The sequence below is a fragment of the Pantoea sp. X-Soil-TKNS-1211 genome (genome assembly GCF_059730495.1).
Map to the genome: position 1 here is coordinate 1061660 of NZ_AP035953.1, position 21399 is coordinate 1083058.

Here is a 21399-nt window from a genome sequence, read left to right on the forward strand (position 1 = left end):
CCTCAGAACGGGCATTCCCCGATAAAGAATTGTTGTTTCAGCTTTTCGCACTTCGCCATATTCAGCTCGACCATCATGCGAACACGATCACCTTTCTTGCGGTACATCAGAGCACTTGCGATGTATGACAGGCGGGCAAATTTGCTGACCTGCATTTCAATCTCTGGTGTCATTTGCTTCATCTGCGCTCTCCCATGCCGAGGCTTCTCAGCATCAGATTGATAAAATCAAAGTCCTTCGACTTCTCCAGCATCTCGCGCTGGCGTTCTAACTCTTCCTGCTGCTTGCGGTAGTGTTCCGCCTGTTGCTGGCTCATAAGGGATGTCCTTTCTGTGAAACGACATCAACCAGGCGCTCCCACAGCTGCTGTAAGCGGCTCTTTGGCTGCCAGTGCATAACGTCTGCGCCGGTTAATTTGAATGCGAACTGGTGATATACGGGCGTGTTGAAGCTAGGGCGAGCCACGATGGCATCGCCCGCGATTGCATATGACATCGTGGGATCCTTAATTAAATGGTGAGAACTCTTTGTTCAGGGTGATTGAGGCTTTTTGATATGCCTCATTGGCTTCTTCTGCAGTGGCAAAACCACCAATTCTTTTTATCTTTCCGTGAAATGTTATGGAGGCAATAAATCTCTTGTCCCTTTTGCAGAAGTACACCCCTTTAAATCCAGAGGTGTTGGTTGAATACATGCCGGCATTTGCTGCGTTCTGCTCTTTTGTGGCAATCCGCAGGTTCTCTATGCGGTTGTCAGTTTTAATACGATTGATGTGATCAATTAGCCCGTCAGGCTCCGAACCGTTTAACAAAATCCAAATGAGCCGATGGGCTGCGTATAACTTCCGTTTTATCGTTATGTAGCGGTATCCATCCCGCTTAACTGAACCAGCCGGCATTAATGCACGGCTGCTAAATCGCGGGCTTCTCCATGTAAGAGTTCCGTCACTTTCCGAATACATGAAAAGCCGCCCAATCTCCGCTTGGGTTGGGTACATGGGTAACTCCTGATTAAATTTTGTTGGTCGGTGTTGGAAAAAAGAGGGCACCATTGCGGTGCCCGTCAGGGAATAAAACTGTCTGCTTATTTTCAATCTCTAAAGCGTTGGTGAATATCACCGTCAGCCACCCGTACACAGATGGCTTGCGCTGCTATTCAGTGTTCTCAGCCAACCAGTTAAGCAACGCCTCCATCGCCTCTTCTCTGCTGCCATAGGTATTTGGTAGCCAGTCTCCATTCCAGGCCGCAACCCAGCTACCATCTTCATAATCAACTTCCCACATACATCCCCCTGTTATTGGTTACTGGCCTAGCGCCTTTTTGATTGCAGCCATTGCCTTTTTGCCAACATCCTCATCTTCCAATTTCCAGAATCCAGCATCACCTGAGTCAGCGAGCTGTTTGTAATTGGCGAATAAATCCTGAAGCGCCTCCAAAAGATCAGGTGCTGCTGCTATCAGGTTGGCGTTGGCGGTCTGCTGCTCATCGGAAATCCAGCGGTGTGCTTCAGTGCTATCAGCCCAATGCTGGTAGCCTTTATCAGACCATCCTTCCAGAATTTGGCAACGAGGCGCATCAGCCACGCAGAATCCTGACGTATCAATCACGGTTGTGGAGTCTACGTAATATTCACTAGCCATCCACGGGCCACGCGTGCCTTTAAATCCTTCCATTTTACCTCCCACTTACCGCACAAAAATAAACCCGCTCGGGGCGGGCTATTTAATTAATCCGAACTCGTAATTAAGATTGGTTATCTGCTCCTTATCTGCCTCAAAGTCATAATCCCATACATTCTGGTCAAGGGATTCACTGGCTAATTGCCACCGCCAGCCGTCCTTGCTCATAACTCTGCGAACCTTTCTTGGAACCACTTTGTCAATGTCGAAGATAACCCCGCCACCAGAGCCTATTCCCATCCGCAGAACATCCAAATCAACTTCAATCACACGGCCCAGTTTTGGCATTCGATGCCGAGGCAATTTCATGATTTCATCAATGGTCATGCTCACCTCTCTCAATTAATGGAATGCTGTGTAAATCGAAATCCAGAACAATGCACAAAACGCAAATACTGATAACCAAGCAGTTCGTTTAGTCATGATTTATTCCTGGAAAGAAAAAACTGTATGTTGTGTTGGCTAATTTAATTAGCCATTCGGATTTCGATTTCTTCGTAGTCGTAGCTATATCCCTCGCAAAATTCTTTGGCTACTGAATCATCTACAATTCCCTCTCCATTACAGGTGTCGCATTTATTACCGCCATGGACCTTTCCCTTTGGATGATGGCCGCAAACCGGACATCCAATTCTTCCTTCATCAGTGAAGGAAAGAGCTGATAAAAGACCGTGGTCAGGGTTGTGGCATGTTTCAAGTCCATCCCCCGAGCAGTCAGGGCACTTAACTTTCATATTTCACCTCAAATCAAAGGAATCGACTTGCCACGAACTCTCTGCACCGCATGTATCTGGCGGCCAGCTTCGTTTGTGACTTTCATATGCTTGCGGACAGCTTTTTCACGCAATGTGCCGAACTCGTATTCATACAGATATGAAGCCCGGATAATCTGTCCCTTGTATTCCCGCGCTGACCAGAAGATGTCCTGTGCTACAAACTTGATGCATTGAGGCTCGTAACCGGGCTTCTGAGTAACCTCAACGAGGCCTGTCATATTCTGCTGACGACCAACAACTGAAGCGTTTGCTGCTGCCCATGCCTGCTGTTTTGCTTTCCGGCGCTCATCACGACGACTGCGGGCATTGGACTTGATGTTGTGCTCTTTAATCATGATGACCTCCTGAAATGATTCGGGTGATGGTGTGCCACGACGCTGATCTCCGTGGTTGCGCTTTCTCACGCTGCAATTCACACCATCCCAGACTCATCTCATCTGGCACATTGCACTTTTTCAGTGCTCGATTGTTCCCTTTAGGTTTCTACAGCGTCCTGCTGATGGAATTTAATGTACAGGCAAACCTGTATCCTGTAAACAGGCATTTTTGTATTTCTTGCCTGTTAATATTGTATTTGCCTGTTTTTTAATGTGAATTAATTTTGTATAGGCGAAAAAAAACCCGCCGAAGCGGGTGTTTTTTATTATCTTGTCACCGGAAGAACCTGCGACTGACTGCATACCAGAACACAAATCCTACAATTCTGATTCTGTTCGCATCCTCTCCAAGATAGTGCTCATCAGGGTGTTCATCGGAATTGAATGATCTCAACCTTATTCCACCACCAGGAAGCCTGTACAGCATCTTAACTCTGGCCATTCCTTCTTGGTCGATAGCATAGATTTCACCGTCTTTTATGTCGGTCAGGCTGGTATCAATAGCAACAGTTGCACCATCAGGTATTACTGGCTCCATGCTATTACCCCATACCGTCATACAGGCGGCATTTTCTGGATGAACCCCAAGCTTTTTGAGGCTGCGTAAAGAAAACTTAAGTTTACGACCTTCGCTATCAAGCTCTACCACTCGACCATCACCCGCAGCAAGTTGCGCTTCTTTGAAGAAGGGAAGATAAATATCATCATCGCTTAGATCATCTTCTTCGTGCCAAGCGTTAATTTCTTTTAACTCACTTGCATTAGATTCTACAACACCTGTTTTAAGCCAATGTGGAGAACATCGGAGTGCAGTAGCTAATTCGTAAAATTTTCGAGGGTTTTTTGTTTCTCCCTTTTCAATTTCCCCTATTGATTGTTGAGTCATACCAACCAAAGAGGCCAATTGAGTCTGTGTCAGGCCAAGCTCTACTCTTCTCGTCCTGACGCGATCAGCCAGGGTCATAATCTTTCTCCAAATTTCAGCAACAAATCAACTTTACAGGCATACCTGTCCTTGACAAAACAGGAGTTCCTATAGTTAAATACAGGTAAATTTGTTAGGAGACAGGTATGAAACAAGTGGAAACCATCTCCCAGCGAGTTAAGCAGCGACGGAACGAACTCAGCCTTACTCAGGCTGAGGTTGCAGAACTGGCAGGGATTACCCAGCAGTCATATCAGGCGATCGAGTCTGGAACAACTAAACGTACTCGACACCTGTTAGAAATTGCTAACGCACTCCAATGTGAAGCTGGCTGGATCATGTTTGGAAACGCACCAAAGTCAGCCGCCTAATCACCACCACCTCAATCGAGCGCTGAAAAAGCGCATCCCAATGAAAAAATCATGACGTGACTGCATTACGCATCGTCACGTAACTACTTATTCGATAAAGGAAATACTAAATGGACGTACATGCAAACTACAGCAAACCAACCGAGAGCGACATTAATCGCACTCAGACAGACCTGTTACTCGCAGTTTCTCAGATGACCGGGCGTGAATTCGCCAAAGGTGTTGGCTGCCACGAATCGAAAATCAGCCGTGTCGACTGGCGCTTTATTGCGGCAATTATTTGCACTGCCCGCATGGCGTGGGAAGTCAGCCCTATGGGGCGGTTAGTGCAGGAAACGATTGAGGCGATCAGCGCCAAAGAAAAAGCCCCAAACGCTGGAACGTTTGAGGCCTGATAGCAATTTGCGAACACAAATAACTGGAGGAAATTATGCCAGGACTAACTGGATATGTAAACAGTAAAGGGGGGCTTTATGGCTGAAGCAGCCCTTGATAACGTTTCACCAATCAGACCTGATTTGCAGGTCGTGGAGCGCCGCGTGGTCGATACCGATAATGGTTTCACCCGTATCGCTAATGAGCTGCTGGAAGCGTTAATAGGCGCTGGTTTATCACAGAACCAGATGCTGATAACTCTGGCGATCATCCGCAAAACATACGGGTACAACAAAACATCCGATTGGGTAGGGAACGCTCAGCTGGCAGAACTCACAGGTCTGCCGGTCACCCGGTGTAGCACGGAGAGGAACAGGCTGATCAGGATGAAAATACTGGTAGCAGACGGGCGAATGGTTGGAATCAACAAAGAAGTAAGCGCCTGGCAGTCAAAGGTTAACAGAATCGGTAAACCTGCCATTACAGAACCAGTAAATGTTACAGAAACTATAAACTTTACAGAATCTGTAAATAAAACATTTACGGAATCGGTAAATCCGGCTTTACAGAATCTGTTAAACACAAAAGACAATTCTACAAAAGACAGTAAAGACAATAAAAATAATAACCCTGTTGTCCCTTCCGCTGATTCTGATAAGCCATCCAAAGAAACAAAACGGGCTACGCAATTCCCCAAAGACCTTTCTCCGAATGATGGTAACCGGAAGCTCGCTGAAAAGCTGGGTTTGAATCTGGAAAACGAATTCGAAGCATTCTCAGACCATCATCGGTCAAAAGGTTCGACGTTCAAGGACTGGAATCTGGCCCTGAATACCTGGCTGAGACATGCAGCTAAGTATGCCGCCAAATCGTCTTATCGACCTCAGCCATCCCCAACTCGCGCAGTGGCTGAAAACTTCAACAGCAAAGACTACGGTCAGACTCAAGAGCCTGCATGGGCAATAGGAGTTGCAGATGAGCCATCATGACACCTTCGCGAAAGACACCCGCGACAAAATTGCCAAAGTTCAGCGACAACTGGCTGACCTGAACTCACCGCCGAAGCAGCTGGAGAACACTGTGTTTGAAGTTGTGCGTGCTGTATGTGATCGCCATGGTGAGTTTGAGCAGCGTTGCCGGACTATGGGGAGCCTTGTTCCAGGCGGCAAGGGGATTACCACCAAGAGCGACTGCCCAAAGTGCCTGACCGAAAAGTTGGAAGAGTTGCAGCAGGAGGATGCCAGGTATGAGGCTCGCAGGAAGGAAAGCAATATTGCCCGTTTGCTGATGGATTTGAATCTGCCTGAACGCTTTGCCAGTGCAACTCTGGAGAACTACCAGCCGGTCAATCCTGAAGCCGCCAGATGCCTGAAACTCTGCAAAGCCTACGCAGCAAAATGGGCGGATCGCCGCAAGCAGGGTGGCGGACTGGTGATGTGTGGCAAGCCCGGAACGGGCAAAAATCACCTGGCACTGGCGATTGCGAAACACGTCATCAGCGAGCATCAGCACGCGGCCATGTTCACGACAGCATTACGCGTTGCCCGCGCATTCAAATCCACGTGGGGCAAGAACGCCGAGCGCACTGAATACGATGTGATTCACGCCTACACCGATCCCGACCTGTTAATCATCGACGAGGTTGGCGTGCAGTTCGGTAGTGAGTCGGAAAAGCTGATCCTGTTCGAAGTAATCAACACCCGGTACGAGCAGATGAAGCCAACCATTCTGATAAGCAACCTGCCACTTGATGAGCTGTCAGCATTCATCGGAGAGCGCGTCATTGACCGCATGAACGATGGCGGCGGTTGCACGCTGGCATTCACCTGGGATTCGTATCGTTCGAGGGCGGCATCATGACACAGGTAATCCACGGCCTAACCCGCGATGAGCTGGTTAAGTTGACATTCGATCCAAAAGAGCGATTGCTGAAGGCGCTGATTGAGAACCGTGGCAATTACACCATCAGCAAAGATGGAATAGTCACGCCGAAACTTGAGGCGGTCAAATCGGCAGTGGTGAATTTCGGCAACCAGAAGCAGCGGGGTGGGGAATGAGCAAAGCATATTACATGAGAGACAATCACACTTTTCGGTTGCTACCAGAAAGCCTCATTGAGTGCATTCAGGTGCTGAAAGAAGAATTCGATGCAGGTGAAGAGCATGGAATGCTATGCACGAAACTTCCTGCTATGGAGCACAAGAAAGTGCATTGCGATGGGCGGTGGCGCGAGTTTGAATCAGCAGCACGAGAATGGCTTGCTGAATTCTTCTCGCATCAAGGTCAGGCCATGACCAGCAACGATGAGCTTGAGCGAAGTAAGTTTGAAGCGTGGATTATGTCTATGCCATTTGCCGAAGACGATGATATCCGGCGCGATGAAAAGGGAGGGTATTTCCACCTGCAAACGCATTGGTGCTGGAATGCCTGGCTTGCTCGCAGCAAGCAGGAGGGGTGAGATGGCAAGAAGAAGCAAAGCAGAAGACAAATTTTCGGAAGCGCTGGAAATGATGCACCGCACCGGAATAGACCCACTGAATTACATGCTGAGTTATGTCATGGGGTTTATGGAAGCCCGGCAGAAGGATGAATATGTCCATAACTTCGAGCATCGCCGAATGACCATTTCACTCAGCGATTACGACGACAAGCCGAAACTTACCCTCATCAAAGGTGATAAGCATGGAGATACCGAAAGAGGGCCTGAAGCTTCATAGGGGTAACTTCAATGCCATCGGGCAGCACCTTCAGCCCCTCCTCGAATCAGGTCAGTGTTACCGCCTCAAGTTAGTCCCCTGGAAAGAAAAACGCAGCCTCAGCCAGAACGCATTATCCCACATGTGGTACGGAGAAATCAGCGAATACCTGATTAAGTCCGGCCGCACTGACGCAACGCCAGCCTGGGTAAAGCGGAACCTTAAGAAAACATACCTTGGTAGCCAGCAGGTCGAATACACCGACTTTGTCACTGGAGAGAAAGTCAGCACATGGGAACCCCGGCACACATCGGAGCTTGATACAGGTGAGATGCATTTCTTCCTGAATCAGGTTGAGTTGTGGTGCGCGCAGTTCGGCCTGGCGCTGACGATTCCACACGATTCTGAATATCAGAAACTGAAGGAAAAGCAGAATGATTAAGACCCTTACCCAGCTAATAACCGAACTCCTCTCCGACCATCAATGGCACTCCTCCAGGGAGATAGTGAAATACTGCCTCGGACGTTCTGACAAAGACCGGGCAGCTATCAAAGTTTCTCTTCACAACATGGTCACACGTAACAGCGTTAAGCGCGCCAGGATGAACGAAGATGACGCAGATGTGAAATACCGGCTGGCAGAGGTATCCGGCTTTGGCGTCAGCGAAAGGATGGCATTACTTGACCAGTACCTGAGAAAAGCGAGGGAAGCTAATGCGACGGCCTAAGTCACCGACTCAGAAAGCCATAGACAGTTTGATATTCCAGCCTACAAAACTTTCAAAAAACAAACCCAAGCCCATTCCAGCAGCCAGTGAGGTTAAGTCCTACGACCACGCATGGGTGCTCATTAAGGCGAAGTGGGACCGCATGAGGAGAACGAGATGAGAAAAGTCAGGCGGCGATGTAAAAACCCCGACTGCCGCGAATGGTTCCATCCTTCATTCCAGAATCAAACGTGGTGCTCTCCAGAATGCGGAACCGTGATAGCGCTGGCGAAGCGGGATAAAGACCGGCAGAAAGCGATACAGGAAGCAGAGCGACGACGAAAGGAAACAGCCCAGCAGGAACGACGAAGCACCAAAATCCGCAAGTTAGCCATCAAGCCAGATAACTACTTCAAGAAACAAGCTCAAGACGCCTTCAACCAGTTCATCCGCCTTCGCGACCATGACCAGCCCTGTATCAGCTGCGGAGAAACAAACCCGCCTGATTTGCATGGCGGCCAATGGGACTGTGGTCATTTCAAAACAGTCGGTGGATTCCCGGAACTCCGCTTCGTAGAAAAAAACGCCTATCGCCAGTGCAAATCCTGTAATGCAGGGTCGGCAAAGCATGGGGCAAAGGCGGCAACAGTGGCGCAGCAGTACGAATCTAACTTGGTGAAAAAGTACGGACAGGAACTGGTTGACTGGCTTAACGGACCTCACGAAATGACGCATTACCGGCGCGATGACTTTATCCGCATCCGTGATGAATACAGGCGCAAATGCCGTGAACTGAAAAAGAAACTGGAGGCAGCGTGAAGATTCAGCATATCGACGAGGGCAACTTTGCCCGCATCTGGATTACAGGTCCGTTCTGGCAATTAGCGAAAGCACGAAAGCTGGCTGATGTGGGCTTTGACTCAGCTCCGGTGCACGGCTGGGAATCGAAAGGGCTTACCTTCCAGTTGACGTTATACGGAGCCAACAAGCACATCTTACGGGCATTCAAGGCGATCGCCGCCGATATGCGGAGGAAGGCATGACAACCTGGCTAACCAAACTACTCACTCACTTCACCCCCATCAAACCAGAACCCCAGCCAACTCATGTTCAATCGTGGGATGCGGTTGGCAAGAGAGGGAAGGGTAAAAGATGAAATTCGTCGAAGGGTTTGAAGGAAAGTACTCAATAACATCTGATGGGCGAGTCTGGTCTCATGCCAGAGCTGGAACTCGCGGGAATAACCTTAAAGGGAAATGGCTTCGTCCTGCAAAGAATCGAAGCGGTTATTTGCACGTTGGATTTTATACGAATGGGAAGGCCAAGTACTTCGATATTCATAGGCTGGTAGCGAATGCCTATATTCCTAACCCGGAATTAAAGAGAGAAGTGAATCATATCAATGGAGATAAATCTGACAATCGACTGGAAAATCTGGAGTGGGCAACAATTTCTGAAAACAGAAAACACGCAGTTGCAACGGGGCTTTTTTGTAATCAAGGCGTATCACACCCATTCGCAAAATTAACTGAGAGTGATGTGTATGAAATTAGGAAAAGCCATGAAAATCCTAAGTTTCTTGCTGAAGTATATGGGGTTTCGCAGGGGGCGATATACGACATCTTAAAAAGAAGAACCTGGAAGCATATTTAATTTGGAGAAAACTATGAGCCTCGAAAGTACAGTGCGTTTCCACTTTCCAAAGAGCCAGAGCTTTTCCGGCATGGCACCAAATACCTCACCAGACACGCTTACCGGCACTGACTACATCGCTGGCATGGGTATGACAATGGCTCGTGCTCCGATGGGCTACAGCGCGTTTATGGGGAAGGTTGGAGTAAGCGAGAACGACGCCCGACGCGCCGTTTCCCTGTTAACTGAATATGCACTTCAAACCTGCGATAAGGTGGCAGCCTTACGCAAACTCGAAAGCGATATTAAACCAGCGGTCATGCAAACACTCGCAACTTATGCGTACATGGATTACTGCCAGAGCGCGGCCAGCGTTAAGCCATGCGAGTGCTGTAATGCAACGGGATTTATTGAGGCTGACGTGTTCACGATGAAATCACGATTCGGCACGCAAAGGCCGGGGGCGGTAACGGAGATTAAGCGCCTGGATGAAGTTCTTCCGGAGAATGCAAGCTATCAGGTGAGGGATGTTGAGCGCGTTCTGTGCCTAGAATGCAAAGGGAAGTGTGTCGTCAGCACGTCCTGCCGGGATTGCAGGGGGCGAGGAAGGGCGGTAAACGAGAAGCTGTCAAAGGCGCAAGGGGTTCCTGTGTTGGCTGACTGCAAGCAATGCGGTGGTAAAGGATTTGAGCGCATTCCATCAACTGATGCCTTTCGGGCCATCTGCGAGTTAACGGATGCTATCAGCCTGGCAACATGGGAAAAAAGCGGGAAGAGATTTTACGAATCGCTGACGGTAAAGCTGGAAATAGAAGAGGCTTTTGCCAATGCGGCGCTCAATAAAGTGACGGCATAGCGCAATAAGAAATAGCTCATAAATTTATCGTGAGCTATTTACTTTTCCGGTTTCCAGGGATATGATTCCCAACAGTTGAAGTTGCGTCCTGTTGTTAAAAGCGCAAATAAAAGCAGTTCCTTCTCCTTGTTAACAACTAAATGTGATAATCAAAGCGCCCGAAGCCTCACCAGCTTGCGGGCGTTTTTTTATGCTCCACACATAAAGCCGTTATATGTGGACCTTACTCCACACATATCGTTCGCGTAGCTTAAATGGTTAAAGCACCCGACTCATAATCGGTCGATTGCAGGTTCAAGCCCGGCCGCGAACACCATAACAGAGCCGCAGCCCTAACTGGCAATCCAGCCTTCACCTGTGATTGTTACGCTGCGGCCTTCTAATCTCAAAATCAGGCAGTTTTGCGATTGGTTGAGATATCCTTCATTCAAGTAAACAAAAATGTTGACTATGTAAGCATAAATGCTTACTATAATCACATGTTCAACAGAATGGAGGAGTGGTGAAGCAAAGCGAGTTCAGGCGGTGGCTTGAATCTCAGGGGGTTGAAGTTTCAAACGGTACTAACCATCTGAAACTGAGATATAACGGGAAGCGAAGCGTAATGCCAAGACATCCCGGCGCTGAGATAAAAGAACCACTGCGAAAGGCCATACTCAAGCAGCTTGGCCTGAAATAACAAACCAGCCCTTCGGGGCTGGTACTCGCGGAGATTCATCAAAACGATATGCGATACCCTATAAATCTTGAGCCATGCGAAGGCGGATTTTTTGTATCGTTCCCGGATATCCCGGAGGCTTTGACGCAGGGTGATACCCGTGAAGAAGCATTAGAGATGGGGCTTGATGCGCTGGTGACAGCCTTAGAGTTCTATTTTGAAGACGGTAAGAAAATCCCGGCTCCCGGCGATATAACCGGTGATTTCGTGGAAGTTCCCGCCAGTGTGGTGGCAAAGGTACTTATGCTTGGCGCGTTCGTTGATTCCGGCTTAACTCAGGTTGAGCTGGCTAAACGTATGGGTGTTACAAAGCAGGAAGTGACGCGGATATTCAATCTGCAACACGCCACTAAAATCGACACCATCCAGAAAGCGATGGCGGCTCTGGATAAGCGACTGGAAATCAGCATCGCTTAATTTTCGCTAACAAAATGCTTAAAGGCTCACTTCGGTGGGCCTTTTCTTTTTTCGTCCCTGCCAATCACTGCGACCTTAAACCTTTCCTGAAGTGGCAAGCGGGCGATTTTTCCTTTGTTACTACAGACAGCCACCCCAACAAGCGGGAGGTGGAGATGAAGCGCATGCCGGAAAAAGACGTTGGGTTTTGGGCTAGCCTGATCGCCTGGTTATATGCCCACAAAAACGAATCAGGCTATGCCGGTCTGGCGGGTGTTATGGCGCTCCTGAGAGCAACTTACATTGGTAAAGATACATGGTCCCGGCGCCTCCTGGATGCCGCGATGTGTAGCATCTTTGCTTTTTTCCTACAGCCGACACTACAGGTTCTTGGCTCTGCATTTAACTGGAATTTCAGCGACGACACGACACGCGTTGCGGCTGTGTTCCTCGGCTTTCTCGGAGTGGACTGGCTTTCTACTAAGCTGCGCCGGGTGCTTGATAAGCGATTAGGGGATGGTAATGCTGACAGCCAATAAATTTCAGATGGCGACAGGTGTATCCCTCGGCGCTGCTGCTTCCTGGTTCACGTATATCGCCGGGGCAATGACTGATTTCCAGATCAACACACCATTACGTCAGGCGCACTTTCTGGCGCAAACGGGCCATGAGTCTACCGGCTTCACAAAAGTTGAAGAAGGGCTGAATTACAGCGAGAACGCATTAACGGCAATGTTCCGTAAGCGCATCACCGCAGAACAGGCCCGATTGTACGGCAGAAACGCAATGCACGCCGCTAATCAGAAGATGATCGCCAACATCATTTACGCCAACCGTAACGGAAATGGTGATGTTAATTCCGGTGATGGCTATCGATATCGCGGAAGGGGACTGATTCAGATCACCGGCAAGGCCAACTATGCCGCACTGGTTAAACAGCTTGGCGCTGACATTGTGGCGAACCCTGATTTACTGACCGGCTATCAGATGGCGGCAACCTCAGCGGCAGCATGGTGGAAGAATAACGGTTTAAACGAGCTTGCCGACTCTGATGATGTTGACCGCATCACCAGAATCATTAACGGCGGCACGAACGGACTGGACGACAGGAAATCCCGCTTAATCAAAGCTAAGGGGATTCTATGCTCAACGTAATCAGCTTCATCCGAAATTATTCTCACATCATCATCATTGGCCTGGTATGCGTCTGCCTGTGGGGGCTTAACGCCCGTAACTCACAACTGTCAGCAACCAATGACCGACTGGAAAAACTGACTGACAGTAAAGACAGCCAGATTAACGATCTCCGCTCCAAGAATGACGACCTTGCATCAAGCGTTAATGACCTGGTAAAAGCAGTGAACCAGCAGAACGCCGTAATGAGTGAGGTAGCAGAACAACGCGCCGTTACCGCAGAGCAGAACAGGAAACTACAGAATGAAATCAAGCGCTATCTCGCAGCGGATAAATGCGCTGCTGCTCCTGTTGACAGTCGCGCTGTTGAGCGGTTGCGGGACGCAGCGAAGTCAGCCAGTGGTGGAGTACCGGACAATCAGCCAGCCCCGGCTAAACCTGCCAGCGGAACTGACAAGCCCGATTAGTGTTCCTGCCGTCCCGGACCCGATGACGTTCGGGGATAGTGTCGGCCTCAACGCTCAGTTATATGACGCGCTCGGCCAGTGCAATATCCACAGGGCAGCAATACGCAAGATTGAGGCAGGACAGAAATGAAATTCATTGAATGGCTGAAAGGCCTGTTCACCAAACCCAAAGAAGAGAAAAGCGAAATGACCGATCAGGTTGTAGAAGTGCAAGCCGCACAACCAGCAGCGGCAGCTGACGTTCAGCAAGCTACCCCGGCAGCAGAAGTACAGACCGGCGTCAAAGACCTTAAAGCCGCCCTGGAATTCCTGGATGACGGCATTAAGCATCTTGGCGAAGGTGCCAAAGACGAACTGGTAGCGTTGGCGCAGAAATATCTGTAACACCCCCAAACACCGAACGGGCTGCCATCTGGCGGCCTTTTTTGTGCCCGCAGTAAACCCACGCGCATCTCACGCGCAATTCAACGAGAGCCTTTCAGTAAGCGAGCCTGAGAACTGCCGTTAGGTGGCGACCTACTCTCGGGCGGCTTTTCTGTGAGACAGGCTCACTTTCTAAAAGGTAAAACGCTATGACATACCCAACCGTTATTGTGAATGGCGTCTCTGTCCGTGTGGATAGGGAAGGGCGCTACTGTCTGAATGATCTGCACGCAGCCGCTGTTCTAAATGGTGAGGCAACAGAGTCTCAGAAGCCAAGCAAGTTTATCCGCAGTGGTTCAGTGAAGCGGTTTGTCCGGGCGCTTGATGCCAGAGGACAAAAAAGTCCTTTGGAACAAAATCAGTCACTTAAAGTAATTCGAGGTGGCGATTCGCAAAGCGTTTGGGGCGTCGAGATGATTGCCGTGCGTTATGCGGCGTGGATTAAGCCTGAGTTTGAGATTGATGTGTACAACACATTCATTGAGAGCCGAACCAAATCATTGGATGTTCTCAATCAGCTTAATCGACTGGATTACGTGATTAACGGCGAAACAAAAGACATCAGCCAGTGCGCAAGCAAAATGGGCAGATGGGGTTCAGGCGGTCGCAAAGCTTTGCTTAACGAAGCCCGGCAGAATCTCATAGACCAGCTTGATCCTGACATGGTGGCGTTGATGGAAGGTAAGGCAGCGTGACCATCACAAGGCGCACGCGCTAATGCGCCTGATTATACTTGCATTTATTACAACCACAGCCAACCATACATGAATCTTCATCAGAGGTTGGCTATGGAAACTTTAAGCGAAAAAGAATTCAAAAAGATTTGGCACGGTCTGTTGTGCATCCCAACTATTGATGAGCGTGAAGATGCAATCACATTAGCTCAGGGGATCGTAGACAAATATGAAGCTGGATTGTTGAGTATGACGGAAAAGCAATATAACTCACTTAAAAAGGGTTTGGTGCCTCTTGCTACCGAATTACCTCAGAATCGAAAACTAAAAAATACACAATGAACCGCCTCCGGGCGGTTTTTTATTGGAGTGAATATGGGATCGAACACATGAGCATGAATCGTCCACTCCCTCCAATTGAGTTTGTTGAAGAGTTCGCCCCCTATATCAAGCTCACCCCGGCAACTGGAGTACATGAGTGGGTTATAGAGCAAATCATCAGTGAAGAAGGTTTGCTGCATAACCCGGATCATCTGCATTTGCTTGAAGCTGATATTGCTTTCCTGTGGGCAGCTACCGCATTCACCAAGCAGGGCCGTACCGTACTCGGTCAGGCTGAAGAGGTGATGATGCGTGCCGGCGGATGGCAGAAGGCCAGAATGGAGCAGCAGCTCTATGAATGGTTCGGGCACAAACCCGATTTCATCATCACGCTGGCCGGTGACTTCTGCTCACAATGCAGCGACCTCGAATTCTGTGCACTGGTAGAGCATGAGCTTTATCACATTGCCCAGGCGACCGATGAGTTTGGCGCACCGAAGTTCAACAAAGCAGGCCAGCCAGTTCTGACTCTGCGCGGCCACGACGTTGAAGAGTTCGTGGGAGTGGTTCGCCGCTACGGTGCCAGCGCTGACGTGCAGGAGCTTATCGACGCCGCCAGCCAACCGGCAGAGGTGGCAAAAATTGACATCGCCAGGGCGTGCGGGACTTGCCTGCTAAAACTGGCATAAATCCAGGACAGGCCAGGACAAGAGGAGAACTATGGCGGCCCTCAATCGACACGTTAAAGCCTTTATAGTTCAATCTGTTGCGTGCTATGACTCCCCCTCTCAGGTGGTCGACGCTGTCCTTAAAGAATTCGGCTTAAAAATTAGCCGCCAGCAGATTGAACAGCACGACCCCACGAAGGCCAGTGGAAAGACTCTGGCAAAGAAGTGGGTAGACATGTTCAACACCACCCGCGAACGTTTTCAGACTGAAATTTCTGACATCCCGATCGCCAACAAAGCATACCGCCTGCGTGGACTTGACCGCATGGCGACCCGGACCGAGCAAATGAAGAACTTTGCACTCACCGCCCAGTTGTATGAGCAGGCGGCGAAAGAGTGCGGCGACGCTTTTACCAACCGGCAAAAGCTGGAGCATACAGGCAAAGATGGCGGTGCTATTCAGACCATCACGATGAGCAAAGAGGAATATAAATCCGCCCGGCAGGAGATGATGGAGGATGACGACTGCTGAGCAAAAACTATTCGCGCGCCGCATAGAGTGTGAAGAGGACGGCATGTACTTTGCCCGTTACTTCTTCAAGCAGCGCACCGGCGGCAAGATGATCGTCGCACCACATCACCGGGTTATACAGCAGACGCTGGATCGCGTGATTAATGGCGAGATCTCACGCCTGGTTATTAACGTTCCCCCCGGTTACACCAAAACCGAACTGGCAACCATCAACATGATGGGACGCGGGCTGGCACTGAATCAGCGCGCTCGGTTCATGCATCTGTCGTACTCACACAACCTGGCGTTGCTCAACTCATCGACCACGCGCGGCATGGTCAAATCGAGCACATTCCAGAGCATGTGGCCGATGGAGCTGCGCGACGACGCAGACAGCAAGGCTATGTGGTGGAACGAGTTCGGCGGCGGCGTGTATGCCTCATCAGCAGCCGGGCAGGTTACCGGCTTTCGTGCCGGGCACATGGAGCCGGGATGGCAGGGCGCGTTGATTATTGATGACCCGGTAAAGCCTGACGACGCCTACAGCGAGACGGTGCGCGATGGCGTTAATAATCGCTTCAACGAAACTATCAAATCACGCCTGGCGATTGAAACTACGCCGATGATCGTGATTATGCAGCGCATCCACTACCACGACCTGAGTGGCTACCTGTTGCGTGGTGGCAGCGGTGAGAATTGGCATCACCTGAATCTGCCCGTGCTGATCGACAACAGTCAGAGCTATTCCGAGCAGTATCCGGATAACACTCACGCCATGCCTATTGACCATGGGCTGCCTGATGGTTGGTTGTGGCCTTTCAAGCATAACGAGACACATCGCGTATCGCTTTTCTCTCACCGTCGGACCGCTGAAGCTCAGTACATGCAGAATCCTCGGAGGTTTAATGCAGAGGGCGCGCTCTGGACAGAAGAGATGATCGCTGCCGCACATGCTCTCAATATCTCTGAGAAACTGTCTCGCACGGTAGTGGCAATTGATCCGCAGGCGACCAACAGTGCTGAAAGCGATGAAACAGGCATCGTTGCCGCCAGTGCGTATGGCGTTGGTGAGCGCAAACAGTATTCAGCAGACGGCGATTACAGCGGCAAGTACTCGCCTAATGGCTGGGCGACTCGCGCTATGGATGCCTATAAACAGCATGACGCAGACGCAATTGTCATCGAGACCAACCAAGGCGGAGATATGGCCGAGGAAACTCTGCGAAATGCAGGCTTTAGAGACCGCATAATTCGAGTCCATGCCAGCAAGGGTAAGTTTGCCCGCGCAGAGCCAATATCAGCCCTCTATGCACAAGGGCGAGTCGCGCATCGCGGCAATCTCTATCAGCTAGAGAATCAGCAGATGGAATACGTACCAACCACCGCGAAAAAATCCCCCGACCGCCTTGATGCTCTTGTTTGGGCAATGACCGAATTGAGTGGTCAGGCACCAGGCGCAATCTTCTTCTAAGGAGTTCATCAGTGAGTGAACAAAGCAACGAGGTCACATTCCTCGTTAATGCCCTTGCTGATGCTATGGGCCGTCAGCGCATGCTGTATGGTGGTCATCAGGGCAACACCAAGCGAACGAAGCTCTATGAAGAGTTTGGTTATCCCAACAATCTGGATTTTGACCGCTACTATCGCGCCTATGAGCGCAACCCAGTGGCATATGCTGCCGTGCACAAGTTGCTGGATTCGTGCTGGGTAGACAAACCGACCATCATTGATGGTGATGAAGACAAGGAATCGACCACCACTACGACATGGGAGACTGCTGCGACCAAGCTGCTGGCGCGACACTGGCCGAAGATTAAAGACGCTGACCGACGCAATCTTGTGGGTAAATACTCCGCGCTGTTGATTCAGTTCCGCGATGGGCGTGAGTGGAAAGAGCCAGTAGACAGCGCTGTCATTAAGCGGTTAGGTGACCGGGCAGTTGTTAAGCTTATCCCTGCGTGGGAGTCGCAGATTAAGCCTGGCAACTTCGACACCGACACCATGTCTGAAACCTATGGCGAGCCGGTAAATTATCAATTCAACGAGCAGCCTGTTGGCGATGATGGCACATACGGACCAGTTCGCAGTGTCACTGTTCATCCTGACCGCGTCATTATCCTGTGCGAAGGCTCTGAGGATGAGAACATGCTTTCCGGCGTTCCTTATCTTCGCGCCGGCTACAACAAGCTTCTCGACCTTGAGAAAATATCTGGCGGCAGCGCTGAGGGATTCCTTAAGAATGCAAGCCGGCAGCTTGGTATTGCTTTTGATGCTCAGACAGATATGGCGACTATTGCGGGCCAAGCGAAAGAGGCCGGTTACGCAAACATCGGCGAGGCGATGAACGATAAGATAGCTCGCATGAACCGTGGCACTGATGCGGCGCTGGTTATGCAGGCCGGAACACCATCGGTTCTCTCTGTTGCAGCGGCTGACCCATCACCGTCATGGACCGTTGCCGCCAACGAGTTCTCATCATCAATTCAATGCCCGTTCACCATTCTGTTTGGGCAGCAAACCGGCCGTCTGGCATCTGACGAAGATAAAACGGACTGGGCCAAGCGCTGCAATGGTCGCCGCTGGGGGTTCATGACAGCGGTGATTAAAGCGATTCTGGAGCGATTCTGGACGCTGGGTGTGATTGATGCCCCCCAGTCGGGTGAAGTCACGCTGGCATGGTCTGACCTGCTCGCACCGAGCGAGAAAGAGAAGATTGCCAATATGCAGGCACTGGCAGACGTGGCGCAGAAAACGCAGGCTGCTTACGGCACGCCGGCAATAGAGCAGAACGAGATTCGCGCTGCAGGTGAGCTGGAGCCGATCGCTGAAAACGAACTGCCTCCAGTCGTACCACCGGGAGACCCGCTAAGTGATGACGCAGAAGTTAATCCGGACGCCGGTAATTCCCCGCAACAAATCTGACCCGACACAGTCAGCACGCCCCGTTAATCGAATGTTTCGCGACATTGAAGGGCGTTACTACCGCATTAAGGTGGCGCTGAAGCAGCTATTCGATGAGAAAATTACAGGGCGAGAGCGAGCCAGTAATCAGCAATCTCACGCAGTGCATGGCAATATCATATACCAGGTGAATGCGGGCGCGTACATCTACGACATGACGGCAACGCAACTGGCTGACCTGCTGCAGCGTATGCAGATCATCCTGGATGACGCGTTACTGGAAGGTGGCAGCAACAACCTGTGGGCGCTGAGCTATGTCTCTGATGAGTATGAGCGCGGCACACATCAGGCATTCACAAATCTCTCAGTGCAATCGCCGATATACGAGCAGCAGACAACACTGGCGCAACTGCTGAGCAGCCCGGCATATCAGAATCAGGTGGCGGCAGCCTACGTATCAACTTACAGCGACTGGCTGCTTGAATCTGACCGTGCTCGCGGTGATCTGGCTAACGTGATTTCAGATTCAATTGGTCGCGGCATAAACCCGCGAGAAACGGCTCGGATAGTTAGTCAGCGGCTGGATGTGTCTATGGCTCGCGCCAAGAACATGGCACAGACAGAGCAGGTTGGCGCGCTTCGAAAAGCTCAGTGGCAGGAAACGGACTGGGCACGTGAAAGGTTAGGGCTGAACACTGCAGTACTCTGGCTGTCTGCGCTTAAACCAACAACGCGTTCATGGCATGCATCACGTCACGGTAGGGTTTACACCACCGAAGAGGTTGAGGCTTTCTACGCGACCAATGGCAATCGTTACAACTGCTATTGCAGCCAGATACCAGTCATCCTCGATGATGACGGAAAGATTGTGAATACCGGCCTTGTTGAAAGGCTAGCCAAAGAGCGTCAGGAGTGGCAGCAGGCCGCTTAATCATCACTACACGAGGAAGCAGCATGAAACGCAATCGCGTTAACGTGCTGACCGTCGTCAACTCCGCTTCAAACATCACTACCGAAACCATCGACGGAAAGCCACATATCGTGGTTCGCGGCATCACGCCTGTTGTCGACGATATTGTGATGAACCGGAAGTTGTACCCGGCAGCAGAAATTGGCAAGGCCTACAACACGCTTGAACGTAACCCGATGCCGCTGGGGCATCCCAAAGTGGATGGCAAGCACGTATCGGCCCGTGATGTTCGCGCAGTAAACAACTACCACGTTGGTGCATGGCTGCAGAACGTGAGTCACACCGATGGCAGGGTGACCGGTGATATGTACGTTGATCGCCGATACGCCGAATCCAGCGATAAGGGTAAGCGCCTGATTAATCGCCTGGATGAAATGGCCGCCGGCACTAACTCCGAACCCATCCACATCTCAACCGGGCTGCTGTACTCAGGCATCGCTGCTAACGGCGAGTCAAAAGGCAAAAAGTACAACGAGATCGCCACCAACATGATGTTCGACCATGTGGCGGTGCTGCTTGATGAGCCTGGCGCAGGAACTCCCGATGAAGGCGTTGGCATCTTCGTTAACTCTGATGGCGAGGACCAGCAGATTGAAGTAGCCAGTCTCTCTGAGGCATCAAACTGCACCAAGGAAGGCCTTGTTAACAAAACAAGGTTCTTCTTCACCAACGCTTCCAATTTCAGCTTTGACGACATTCAGCGCGCCATCAGCGATCGGCTGCGTGAAGGTCGTGATGGCGATAACTGGCTCTGGCCCGAAACTGTCTGGCCGGAAAGTTTTATTTACCGAGATGACACTCGCTATTTCAAACAGAAGTACCTCATCGACGATGACGGCACCGCTCAATTCGTCGGCGAACCTGTAGAAGTCGTGCGCAAACCCACTGAGTACGAAATTAAAACCAACGGAGAAAACGATCCGATGAAAGACATCATTGTTAATGCGCTGAAAGCAGCTGGTAAGCCGACTGAAGGCAAGACCGATGCCGAGCTGATGGATGCATACAACCAGATGCAGGCTGACAAGGCAAAAACGCCAACTGAAACCCCGGAAGAGAAAGCGGCCCGCGAGAAAAAAGAGGCTGATGAGAAGGCAGCTAAAGAAAAAGCAGCCAACTCGGAAGATATGCCTGGCTGGGCGAAGTCGCTTTCCGAAGATATTGCCGGATTGAAAAGCCAACTCAACGCTAACTCTGACAAAGAGAAGGCTGACAAGCGGGCAGCTGTGAAGCTGGCAATGAACATGAGCGATGACGAAGTCGCTGATCTGGATGGCAAGGCCCTCGACCGCCTTTATGCCAACAGCCAGAAATCACATGGCCTGAACGGCGTTTTGCGTCAGGTAAACAACAACGAATCATTCAGCGAAATGCCGGAGTAAGAAATGGCTAAAGATGGAAAACATATCATCCACGCCGGTGGCGTGTACCCTAATCCGCTGCTTAACCGTGAAGGTGGTGCGGCTGCATCGACTCTGCCTGGCACCGTTGGTGTCTTCAGTACTGCCGACAAGTTCACGGCCTCTGTGGCAGGCGCAGAATTCGCCATCAAGTATGTGGCAAATAAAGACTACCTGCGTTGCCTGAGTGTTGATGACGCAATCCCAGCCAATGAGTTGGTTGTAGGCATCCATCCGCTGCCAGGAATGTTCCTGAACGTGCGTGCCGCCGCAGGCACTTACACCAAAGGCCAGCCTGTCGCCGTATCAAATGGTCGCGTCACTGCTGTTGTCGATGACGCCGCTATATTCGCTTATATCGAAGAAGATCAGCCAACCACTGCGGTTGCAGACGATCTGATTCGTGTTGTGTTCAAGTAAGG

Annotated in this window: 40 protein-coding genes and 1 tRNA gene; 31 read left to right on the forward strand and 10 right to left on the reverse strand. The window is 50.5% G+C overall.

Annotated features, from left to right (window positions below):
* Positions 1-2: 2 nt before the first annotated feature.
* The 10 genes from AC6I8W_RS04815 to AC6I8W_RS04860 form a co-directional block, all read right to left on the reverse strand.
* On the reverse strand, positions 3-182 hold the full coding sequence (locus AC6I8W_RS04815) for a hypothetical protein (RefSeq protein WP_497837198.1): 180 nt from the start codon (positions 180-182) through the stop codon (positions 3-5).
* Positions 179-316, reverse strand: a complete 138-nt coding sequence (locus AC6I8W_RS04820) for a hypothetical protein (protein ID WP_497837199.1) — start codon at positions 314-316, stop codon at positions 179-181. The genes AC6I8W_RS04815 and AC6I8W_RS04820 overlap by 4 nt, the downstream gene beginning before the upstream one ends.
* Entirely contained in the window at positions 313-495 is a 183-nt protein-coding gene (locus AC6I8W_RS04825) for a hypothetical protein (RefSeq protein ID WP_497837200.1), read from the reverse strand. The genes AC6I8W_RS04820 and AC6I8W_RS04825 overlap by 4 nt, the downstream gene beginning before the upstream one ends.
* A 10-nt stretch (positions 496-505) precedes the next feature.
* Complete coding sequence (locus AC6I8W_RS04830) at positions 506-997, reverse strand: HNH endonuclease signature motif containing protein (protein WP_497837201.1); 492 nt, start codon at positions 995-997, stop codon at positions 506-508.
* A gap of 154 nt (positions 998-1151) precedes the next feature.
* Positions 1152-1283: a hypothetical protein gene (locus AC6I8W_RS04835; RefSeq protein WP_497837202.1), complete on the reverse strand. Its 132-nt coding sequence runs from the start codon at positions 1281-1283 to the stop codon at positions 1152-1154.
* An 18-nt stretch (positions 1284-1301) separates the two neighbouring features.
* Positions 1302-1673 carry an XkdD/Y8K6 family phage-associated protein gene (locus AC6I8W_RS04840; protein WP_497837203.1) on the reverse strand — a complete coding sequence of 124 codons (372 nt, stop codon included), beginning with the start codon at positions 1671-1673 and terminating at the stop codon, positions 1302-1304.
* 45 nt (positions 1674-1718) lie between these two features.
* The gene (locus AC6I8W_RS04845) at positions 1719-2006 is read right to left on the reverse strand and encodes a hypothetical protein (RefSeq protein ID WP_497837204.1); all 288 of its coding nucleotides are present in this window, start codon (positions 2004-2006) and stop codon (positions 1719-1721) included.
* 15 nt (positions 2007-2021) lie between these two features.
* Positions 2022-2102 (reverse strand): YmiA family putative membrane protein, encoded by an 81-nt coding sequence (locus AC6I8W_RS04850; protein WP_497838104.1) that lies wholly within the window; start codon positions 2100-2102, stop codon positions 2022-2024.
* A gap of 319 nt (positions 2103-2421) precedes the next feature.
* Positions 2422-2790 carry a hypothetical protein gene (locus AC6I8W_RS04855; protein WP_497837205.1) on the reverse strand — a complete coding sequence of 123 codons (369 nt, stop codon included), beginning with the start codon at positions 2788-2790 and terminating at the stop codon, positions 2422-2424.
* Positions 2791-3106: 316 nt separating this feature from the next.
* Positions 3107-3796, reverse strand: a complete 690-nt coding sequence (locus AC6I8W_RS04860) for an XRE family transcriptional regulator (protein ID WP_497837206.1) — start codon at positions 3794-3796, stop codon at positions 3107-3109.
* A gap of 107 nt (positions 3797-3903) precedes the next feature.
* On the opposite strand from AC6I8W_RS04860, the gene AC6I8W_RS04865 reads away from it, so the two are divergent.
* The 31 genes from AC6I8W_RS04865 to AC6I8W_RS05015 all read left to right on the forward strand — a co-directional run bounded on the left by AC6I8W_RS04865 (position 3904) and on the right by AC6I8W_RS05015 (position 21397).
* On the forward strand, positions 3904-4128 hold the full coding sequence (locus tag AC6I8W_RS04865; RefSeq protein WP_497837207.1) for a helix-turn-helix domain-containing protein: 225 nt from the start codon (positions 3904-3906) through the stop codon (positions 4126-4128).
* Between the two features lie 110 nt (positions 4129-4238).
* Complete coding sequence (locus tag AC6I8W_RS04870) at positions 4239-4523, forward strand: CII family transcriptional regulator (protein ID WP_497837208.1); 285 nt, start codon at positions 4239-4241, stop codon at positions 4521-4523.
* Between the two features lie 78 nt (positions 4524-4601).
* On the forward strand, positions 4602-5492 hold the full coding sequence (locus AC6I8W_RS04875) for a replication protein (protein WP_497837209.1): 891 nt from the start codon (positions 4602-4604) through the stop codon (positions 5490-5492).
* Positions 5479-6363, forward strand: a complete 885-nt coding sequence (locus tag AC6I8W_RS04880) for an ATP-binding protein (protein ID WP_497837210.1) — start codon at positions 5479-5481, stop codon at positions 6361-6363. The genes AC6I8W_RS04875 and AC6I8W_RS04880 overlap by 14 nt, the downstream gene beginning before the upstream one ends.
* Positions 6360-6560, forward strand: coding sequence for a hypothetical protein (locus AC6I8W_RS04885; RefSeq protein WP_497837211.1), 201 nt, complete (start codon positions 6360-6362; stop codon positions 6558-6560). Before AC6I8W_RS04880 ends, AC6I8W_RS04885 begins: the two co-directional genes overlap by 4 nt.
* Positions 6557-6961 (forward strand): hypothetical protein, encoded by a 405-nt coding sequence (locus tag AC6I8W_RS04890; RefSeq protein ID WP_497837212.1) that lies wholly within the window; start codon positions 6557-6559, stop codon positions 6959-6961. Before AC6I8W_RS04885 ends, AC6I8W_RS04890 begins: the two co-directional genes overlap by 4 nt.
* A gap of 1 nt (position 6962) precedes the next feature.
* Positions 6963-7220, forward strand: coding sequence for a hypothetical protein (locus tag AC6I8W_RS04895; protein ID WP_497837213.1), 258 nt, complete (start codon positions 6963-6965; stop codon positions 7218-7220).
* Complete coding sequence (locus tag AC6I8W_RS04900; protein ID WP_497837214.1) at positions 7186-7641, forward strand: YbcN family protein; 456 nt, start codon at positions 7186-7188, stop codon at positions 7639-7641. The genes AC6I8W_RS04895 and AC6I8W_RS04900 overlap by 35 nt, the downstream gene beginning before the upstream one ends.
* Positions 7634-7927: a hypothetical protein gene (locus AC6I8W_RS04905; RefSeq protein WP_497837215.1), complete on the forward strand. Its 294-nt coding sequence runs from the start codon at positions 7634-7636 to the stop codon at positions 7925-7927. Before AC6I8W_RS04900 ends, AC6I8W_RS04905 begins: the two co-directional genes overlap by 8 nt.
* A complete protein-coding gene (locus AC6I8W_RS04910) occupies positions 7914-8087 on the forward strand; it encodes a NinE family protein (RefSeq protein WP_497837216.1) in 174 nt (57 codons plus the stop codon). The genes AC6I8W_RS04905 and AC6I8W_RS04910 overlap by 14 nt, the downstream gene beginning before the upstream one ends.
* A complete protein-coding gene (locus AC6I8W_RS04915) occupies positions 8084-8725 on the forward strand; it encodes a recombination protein NinG (protein WP_497837217.1) in 642 nt (213 codons plus the stop codon). The genes AC6I8W_RS04910 and AC6I8W_RS04915 overlap by 4 nt, the downstream gene beginning before the upstream one ends.
* Positions 8722-8949: a hypothetical protein gene (locus tag AC6I8W_RS04920; protein WP_497837218.1), complete on the forward strand. Its 228-nt coding sequence runs from the start codon at positions 8722-8724 to the stop codon at positions 8947-8949. The genes AC6I8W_RS04915 and AC6I8W_RS04920 overlap by 4 nt, the downstream gene beginning before the upstream one ends.
* Positions 8950-9058: 109 nt before the next feature.
* On the forward strand, positions 9059-9559 hold the full coding sequence (locus tag AC6I8W_RS04925; protein WP_497837219.1) for an NUMOD4 domain-containing protein: 501 nt from the start codon (positions 9059-9061) through the stop codon (positions 9557-9559).
* Positions 9560-9572: 13 nt separating this feature from the next.
* Positions 9573-10394 carry an antitermination protein gene (locus AC6I8W_RS04930; RefSeq protein WP_497837220.1) on the forward strand — a complete coding sequence of 274 codons (822 nt, stop codon included), beginning with the start codon at positions 9573-9575 and terminating at the stop codon, positions 10392-10394.
* A gap of 239 nt (positions 10395-10633) precedes the next feature.
* Positions 10634-10710 (forward strand) — tRNA-Ile (locus tag AC6I8W_RS04935).
* A 186-nt stretch (positions 10711-10896) separates the two neighbouring features.
* On the forward strand, positions 10897-11073 hold the full coding sequence (locus tag AC6I8W_RS04940) for a type II toxin-antitoxin system HicA family toxin (RefSeq protein WP_009112605.1): 177 nt from the start codon (positions 10897-10899) through the stop codon (positions 11071-11073).
* Positions 11074-11121: 48 nt separating this feature from the next.
* Positions 11122-11529, forward strand: coding sequence for a type II toxin-antitoxin system HicB family antitoxin (locus AC6I8W_RS04945; protein ID WP_497837221.1), 408 nt, complete (start codon positions 11122-11124; stop codon positions 11527-11529).
* A 155-nt stretch (positions 11530-11684) separates the two neighbouring features.
* Complete coding sequence (locus AC6I8W_RS04950; RefSeq protein WP_497837222.1) at positions 11685-12047, forward strand: phage holin, lambda family; 363 nt, start codon at positions 11685-11687, stop codon at positions 12045-12047.
* Positions 12031-12663 carry a glycoside hydrolase family 19 protein gene (locus tag AC6I8W_RS04955; RefSeq protein WP_497837223.1) on the forward strand — a complete coding sequence of 211 codons (633 nt, stop codon included), beginning with the start codon at positions 12031-12033 and terminating at the stop codon, positions 12661-12663. Before AC6I8W_RS04950 ends, AC6I8W_RS04955 begins: the two co-directional genes overlap by 17 nt.
* The gene (locus tag AC6I8W_RS04960; RefSeq protein WP_497837224.1) at positions 12651-13109 is read left to right on the forward strand and encodes an Rz lytic protein; all 459 of its coding nucleotides are present in this window, start codon (positions 12651-12653) and stop codon (positions 13107-13109) included. Before AC6I8W_RS04955 ends, AC6I8W_RS04960 begins: the two co-directional genes overlap by 13 nt.
* Positions 13045-13239, forward strand: coding sequence for an Rz1-like lysis system protein LysC (gene lysC / locus AC6I8W_RS04965; RefSeq protein ID WP_497838106.1), 195 nt, complete (start codon positions 13045-13047; stop codon positions 13237-13239). The genes AC6I8W_RS04960 and lysC overlap by 65 nt, the downstream gene beginning before the upstream one ends.
* Complete coding sequence (locus AC6I8W_RS04970) at positions 13236-13493, forward strand: hypothetical protein (RefSeq protein ID WP_497837225.1); 258 nt, start codon at positions 13236-13238, stop codon at positions 13491-13493. Before lysC ends, AC6I8W_RS04970 begins: the two co-directional genes overlap by 4 nt.
* 188 nt (positions 13494-13681) lie before the next feature.
* The gene (locus tag AC6I8W_RS04975) at positions 13682-14227 is read left to right on the forward strand and encodes a KilA-N domain-containing protein (protein WP_497837226.1); all 546 of its coding nucleotides are present in this window, start codon (positions 13682-13684) and stop codon (positions 14225-14227) included.
* 93 nt (positions 14228-14320) lie between these two features.
* A complete protein-coding gene (locus AC6I8W_RS04980) occupies positions 14321-14548 on the forward strand; it encodes a hypothetical protein (protein ID WP_497837227.1) in 228 nt (75 codons plus the stop codon).
* Between the two features lie 53 nt (positions 14549-14601).
* Positions 14602-15216, forward strand: a complete 615-nt coding sequence (locus AC6I8W_RS04985; protein ID WP_497838107.1) for a putative metallopeptidase — start codon at positions 14602-14604, stop codon at positions 15214-15216.
* A gap of 31 nt (positions 15217-15247) precedes the next feature.
* Complete coding sequence (locus AC6I8W_RS04990; protein ID WP_497837228.1) at positions 15248-15727, forward strand: DUF2280 domain-containing protein; 480 nt, start codon at positions 15248-15250, stop codon at positions 15725-15727.
* Complete coding sequence (locus AC6I8W_RS04995) at positions 15714-17177, forward strand: phage terminase large subunit family protein (RefSeq protein WP_497837229.1); 1464 nt, start codon at positions 15714-15716, stop codon at positions 17175-17177. Before AC6I8W_RS04990 ends, AC6I8W_RS04995 begins: the two co-directional genes overlap by 14 nt.
* Positions 17178-17188: 11 nt before the next feature.
* Complete coding sequence (locus AC6I8W_RS05000; protein WP_497837230.1) at positions 17189-18628, forward strand: DUF1073 domain-containing protein; 1440 nt, start codon at positions 17189-17191, stop codon at positions 18626-18628.
* A gap of 31 nt (positions 18629-18659) precedes the next feature.
* Complete coding sequence (locus AC6I8W_RS05005; RefSeq protein ID WP_497838108.1) at positions 18660-19538, forward strand: phage minor head protein; 879 nt, start codon at positions 18660-18662, stop codon at positions 19536-19538.
* Positions 19539-19561: 23 nt separating this feature from the next.
* On the forward strand, positions 19562-20959 hold the full coding sequence (locus AC6I8W_RS05010; protein WP_497837231.1) for a DUF2213 domain-containing protein: 1398 nt from the start codon (positions 19562-19564) through the stop codon (positions 20957-20959).
* Positions 20960-20962: 3 nt separating this feature from the next.
* Positions 20963-21397 carry a hypothetical protein gene (locus tag AC6I8W_RS05015; protein WP_497837232.1) on the forward strand — a complete coding sequence of 145 codons (435 nt, stop codon included), beginning with the start codon at positions 20963-20965 and terminating at the stop codon, positions 21395-21397.
* Positions 21398-21399 lie beyond the last annotated feature (2 nt).

Coding starts and splice junctions, on each gene's coding strand:
- AC6I8W_RS04815 (WP_497837198.1), bottom strand. CDS start 182: ATGAAGCAAATGACACCAGAGATTGAAATGCAGGTCAGCAAATTTGCC.
- AC6I8W_RS04820 (WP_497837199.1), bottom strand. CDS start 316: ATGAGCCAGCAACAGGCGGAACACTACCGCAAGCAGCAGGAAGAGTTA.
- AC6I8W_RS04825 (WP_497837200.1), bottom strand. CDS start 495: ATGTCATATGCAATCGCGGGCGATGCCATCGTGGCTCGCCCTAGCTTC.
- AC6I8W_RS04830 (WP_497837201.1), bottom strand. CDS start 997: ATGTACCCAACCCAAGCGGAGATTGGGCGGCTTTTCATGTATTCGGAA.
- AC6I8W_RS04835 (WP_497837202.1), bottom strand. CDS start 1,283: ATGTGGGAAGTTGATTATGAAGATGGTAGCTGGGTTGCGGCCTGGAAT.
- AC6I8W_RS04840 (WP_497837203.1), bottom strand. CDS start 1,673: ATGGAAGGATTTAAAGGCACGCGTGGCCCGTGGATGGCTAGTGAATAT.
- AC6I8W_RS04845 (WP_497837204.1), bottom strand. CDS start 2,006: ATGACCATTGATGAAATCATGAAATTGCCTCGGCATCGAATGCCAAAA.
- AC6I8W_RS04850 (WP_497838104.1), bottom strand. CDS start 2,102: ATGACTAAACGAACTGCTTGGTTATCAGTATTTGCGTTTTGTGCATTG.
- AC6I8W_RS04855 (WP_497837205.1), bottom strand. CDS start 2,790: ATGATTAAAGAGCACAACATCAAGTCCAATGCCCGCAGTCGTCGTGAT.
- AC6I8W_RS04860 (WP_497837206.1), bottom strand. CDS start 3,796: ATGACCCTGGCTGATCGCGTCAGGACGAGAAGAGTAGAGCTTGGCCTG.
- AC6I8W_RS04865 (WP_497837207.1), top strand. CDS start 3,904: ATGAAACAAGTGGAAACCATCTCCCAGCGAGTTAAGCAGCGACGGAAC.
- AC6I8W_RS04870 (WP_497837208.1), top strand. CDS start 4,239: ATGGACGTACATGCAAACTACAGCAAACCAACCGAGAGCGACATTAAT.
- AC6I8W_RS04875 (WP_497837209.1), top strand. CDS start 4,602: ATGGCTGAAGCAGCCCTTGATAACGTTTCACCAATCAGACCTGATTTG.
- AC6I8W_RS04880 (WP_497837210.1), top strand. CDS start 5,479: ATGAGCCATCATGACACCTTCGCGAAAGACACCCGCGACAAAATTGCC.
- AC6I8W_RS04885 (WP_497837211.1), top strand. CDS start 6,360: ATGACACAGGTAATCCACGGCCTAACCCGCGATGAGCTGGTTAAGTTG.
- AC6I8W_RS04890 (WP_497837212.1), top strand. CDS start 6,557: ATGAGCAAAGCATATTACATGAGAGACAATCACACTTTTCGGTTGCTA.
- AC6I8W_RS04895 (WP_497837213.1), top strand. CDS start 6,963: ATGGCAAGAAGAAGCAAAGCAGAAGACAAATTTTCGGAAGCGCTGGAA.
- AC6I8W_RS04900 (WP_497837214.1), top strand. CDS start 7,186: ATGGAGATACCGAAAGAGGGCCTGAAGCTTCATAGGGGTAACTTCAAT.
- AC6I8W_RS04905 (WP_497837215.1), top strand. CDS start 7,634: ATGATTAAGACCCTTACCCAGCTAATAACCGAACTCCTCTCCGACCAT.
- AC6I8W_RS04910 (WP_497837216.1), top strand. CDS start 7,914: ATGCGACGGCCTAAGTCACCGACTCAGAAAGCCATAGACAGTTTGATA.
- AC6I8W_RS04915 (WP_497837217.1), top strand. CDS start 8,084: ATGAGAAAAGTCAGGCGGCGATGTAAAAACCCCGACTGCCGCGAATGG.
- AC6I8W_RS04925 (WP_497837219.1), top strand. CDS start 9,059: ATGAAATTCGTCGAAGGGTTTGAAGGAAAGTACTCAATAACATCTGAT.
- AC6I8W_RS04930 (WP_497837220.1), top strand. CDS start 9,573: ATGAGCCTCGAAAGTACAGTGCGTTTCCACTTTCCAAAGAGCCAGAGC.
- AC6I8W_RS04945 (WP_497837221.1), top strand. CDS start 11,122: ATGCGATACCCTATAAATCTTGAGCCATGCGAAGGCGGATTTTTTGTA.
- AC6I8W_RS04950 (WP_497837222.1), top strand. CDS start 11,685: ATGAAGCGCATGCCGGAAAAAGACGTTGGGTTTTGGGCTAGCCTGATC.
- AC6I8W_RS04955 (WP_497837223.1), top strand. CDS start 12,031: ATGCTGACAGCCAATAAATTTCAGATGGCGACAGGTGTATCCCTCGGC.
- AC6I8W_RS04960 (WP_497837224.1), top strand. CDS start 12,651: ATGCTCAACGTAATCAGCTTCATCCGAAATTATTCTCACATCATCATC.
- AC6I8W_RS04970 (WP_497837225.1), top strand. CDS start 13,236: ATGAAATTCATTGAATGGCTGAAAGGCCTGTTCACCAAACCCAAAGAA.
- AC6I8W_RS04975 (WP_497837226.1), top strand. CDS start 13,682: ATGACATACCCAACCGTTATTGTGAATGGCGTCTCTGTCCGTGTGGAT.
- AC6I8W_RS04980 (WP_497837227.1), top strand. CDS start 14,321: ATGGAAACTTTAAGCGAAAAAGAATTCAAAAAGATTTGGCACGGTCTG.
- AC6I8W_RS04985 (WP_497838107.1), top strand. CDS start 14,602: ATGAATCGTCCACTCCCTCCAATTGAGTTTGTTGAAGAGTTCGCCCCC.
- AC6I8W_RS04990 (WP_497837228.1), top strand. CDS start 15,248: ATGGCGGCCCTCAATCGACACGTTAAAGCCTTTATAGTTCAATCTGTT.
- AC6I8W_RS04995 (WP_497837229.1), top strand. CDS start 15,714: ATGACGACTGCTGAGCAAAAACTATTCGCGCGCCGCATAGAGTGTGAA.
- AC6I8W_RS05005 (WP_497838108.1), top strand. CDS start 18,660: ATGTTTCGCGACATTGAAGGGCGTTACTACCGCATTAAGGTGGCGCTG.
- AC6I8W_RS05010 (WP_497837231.1), top strand. CDS start 19,562: ATGAAACGCAATCGCGTTAACGTGCTGACCGTCGTCAACTCCGCTTCA.
- AC6I8W_RS05015 (WP_497837232.1), top strand. CDS start 20,963: ATGGCTAAAGATGGAAAACATATCATCCACGCCGGTGGCGTGTACCCT.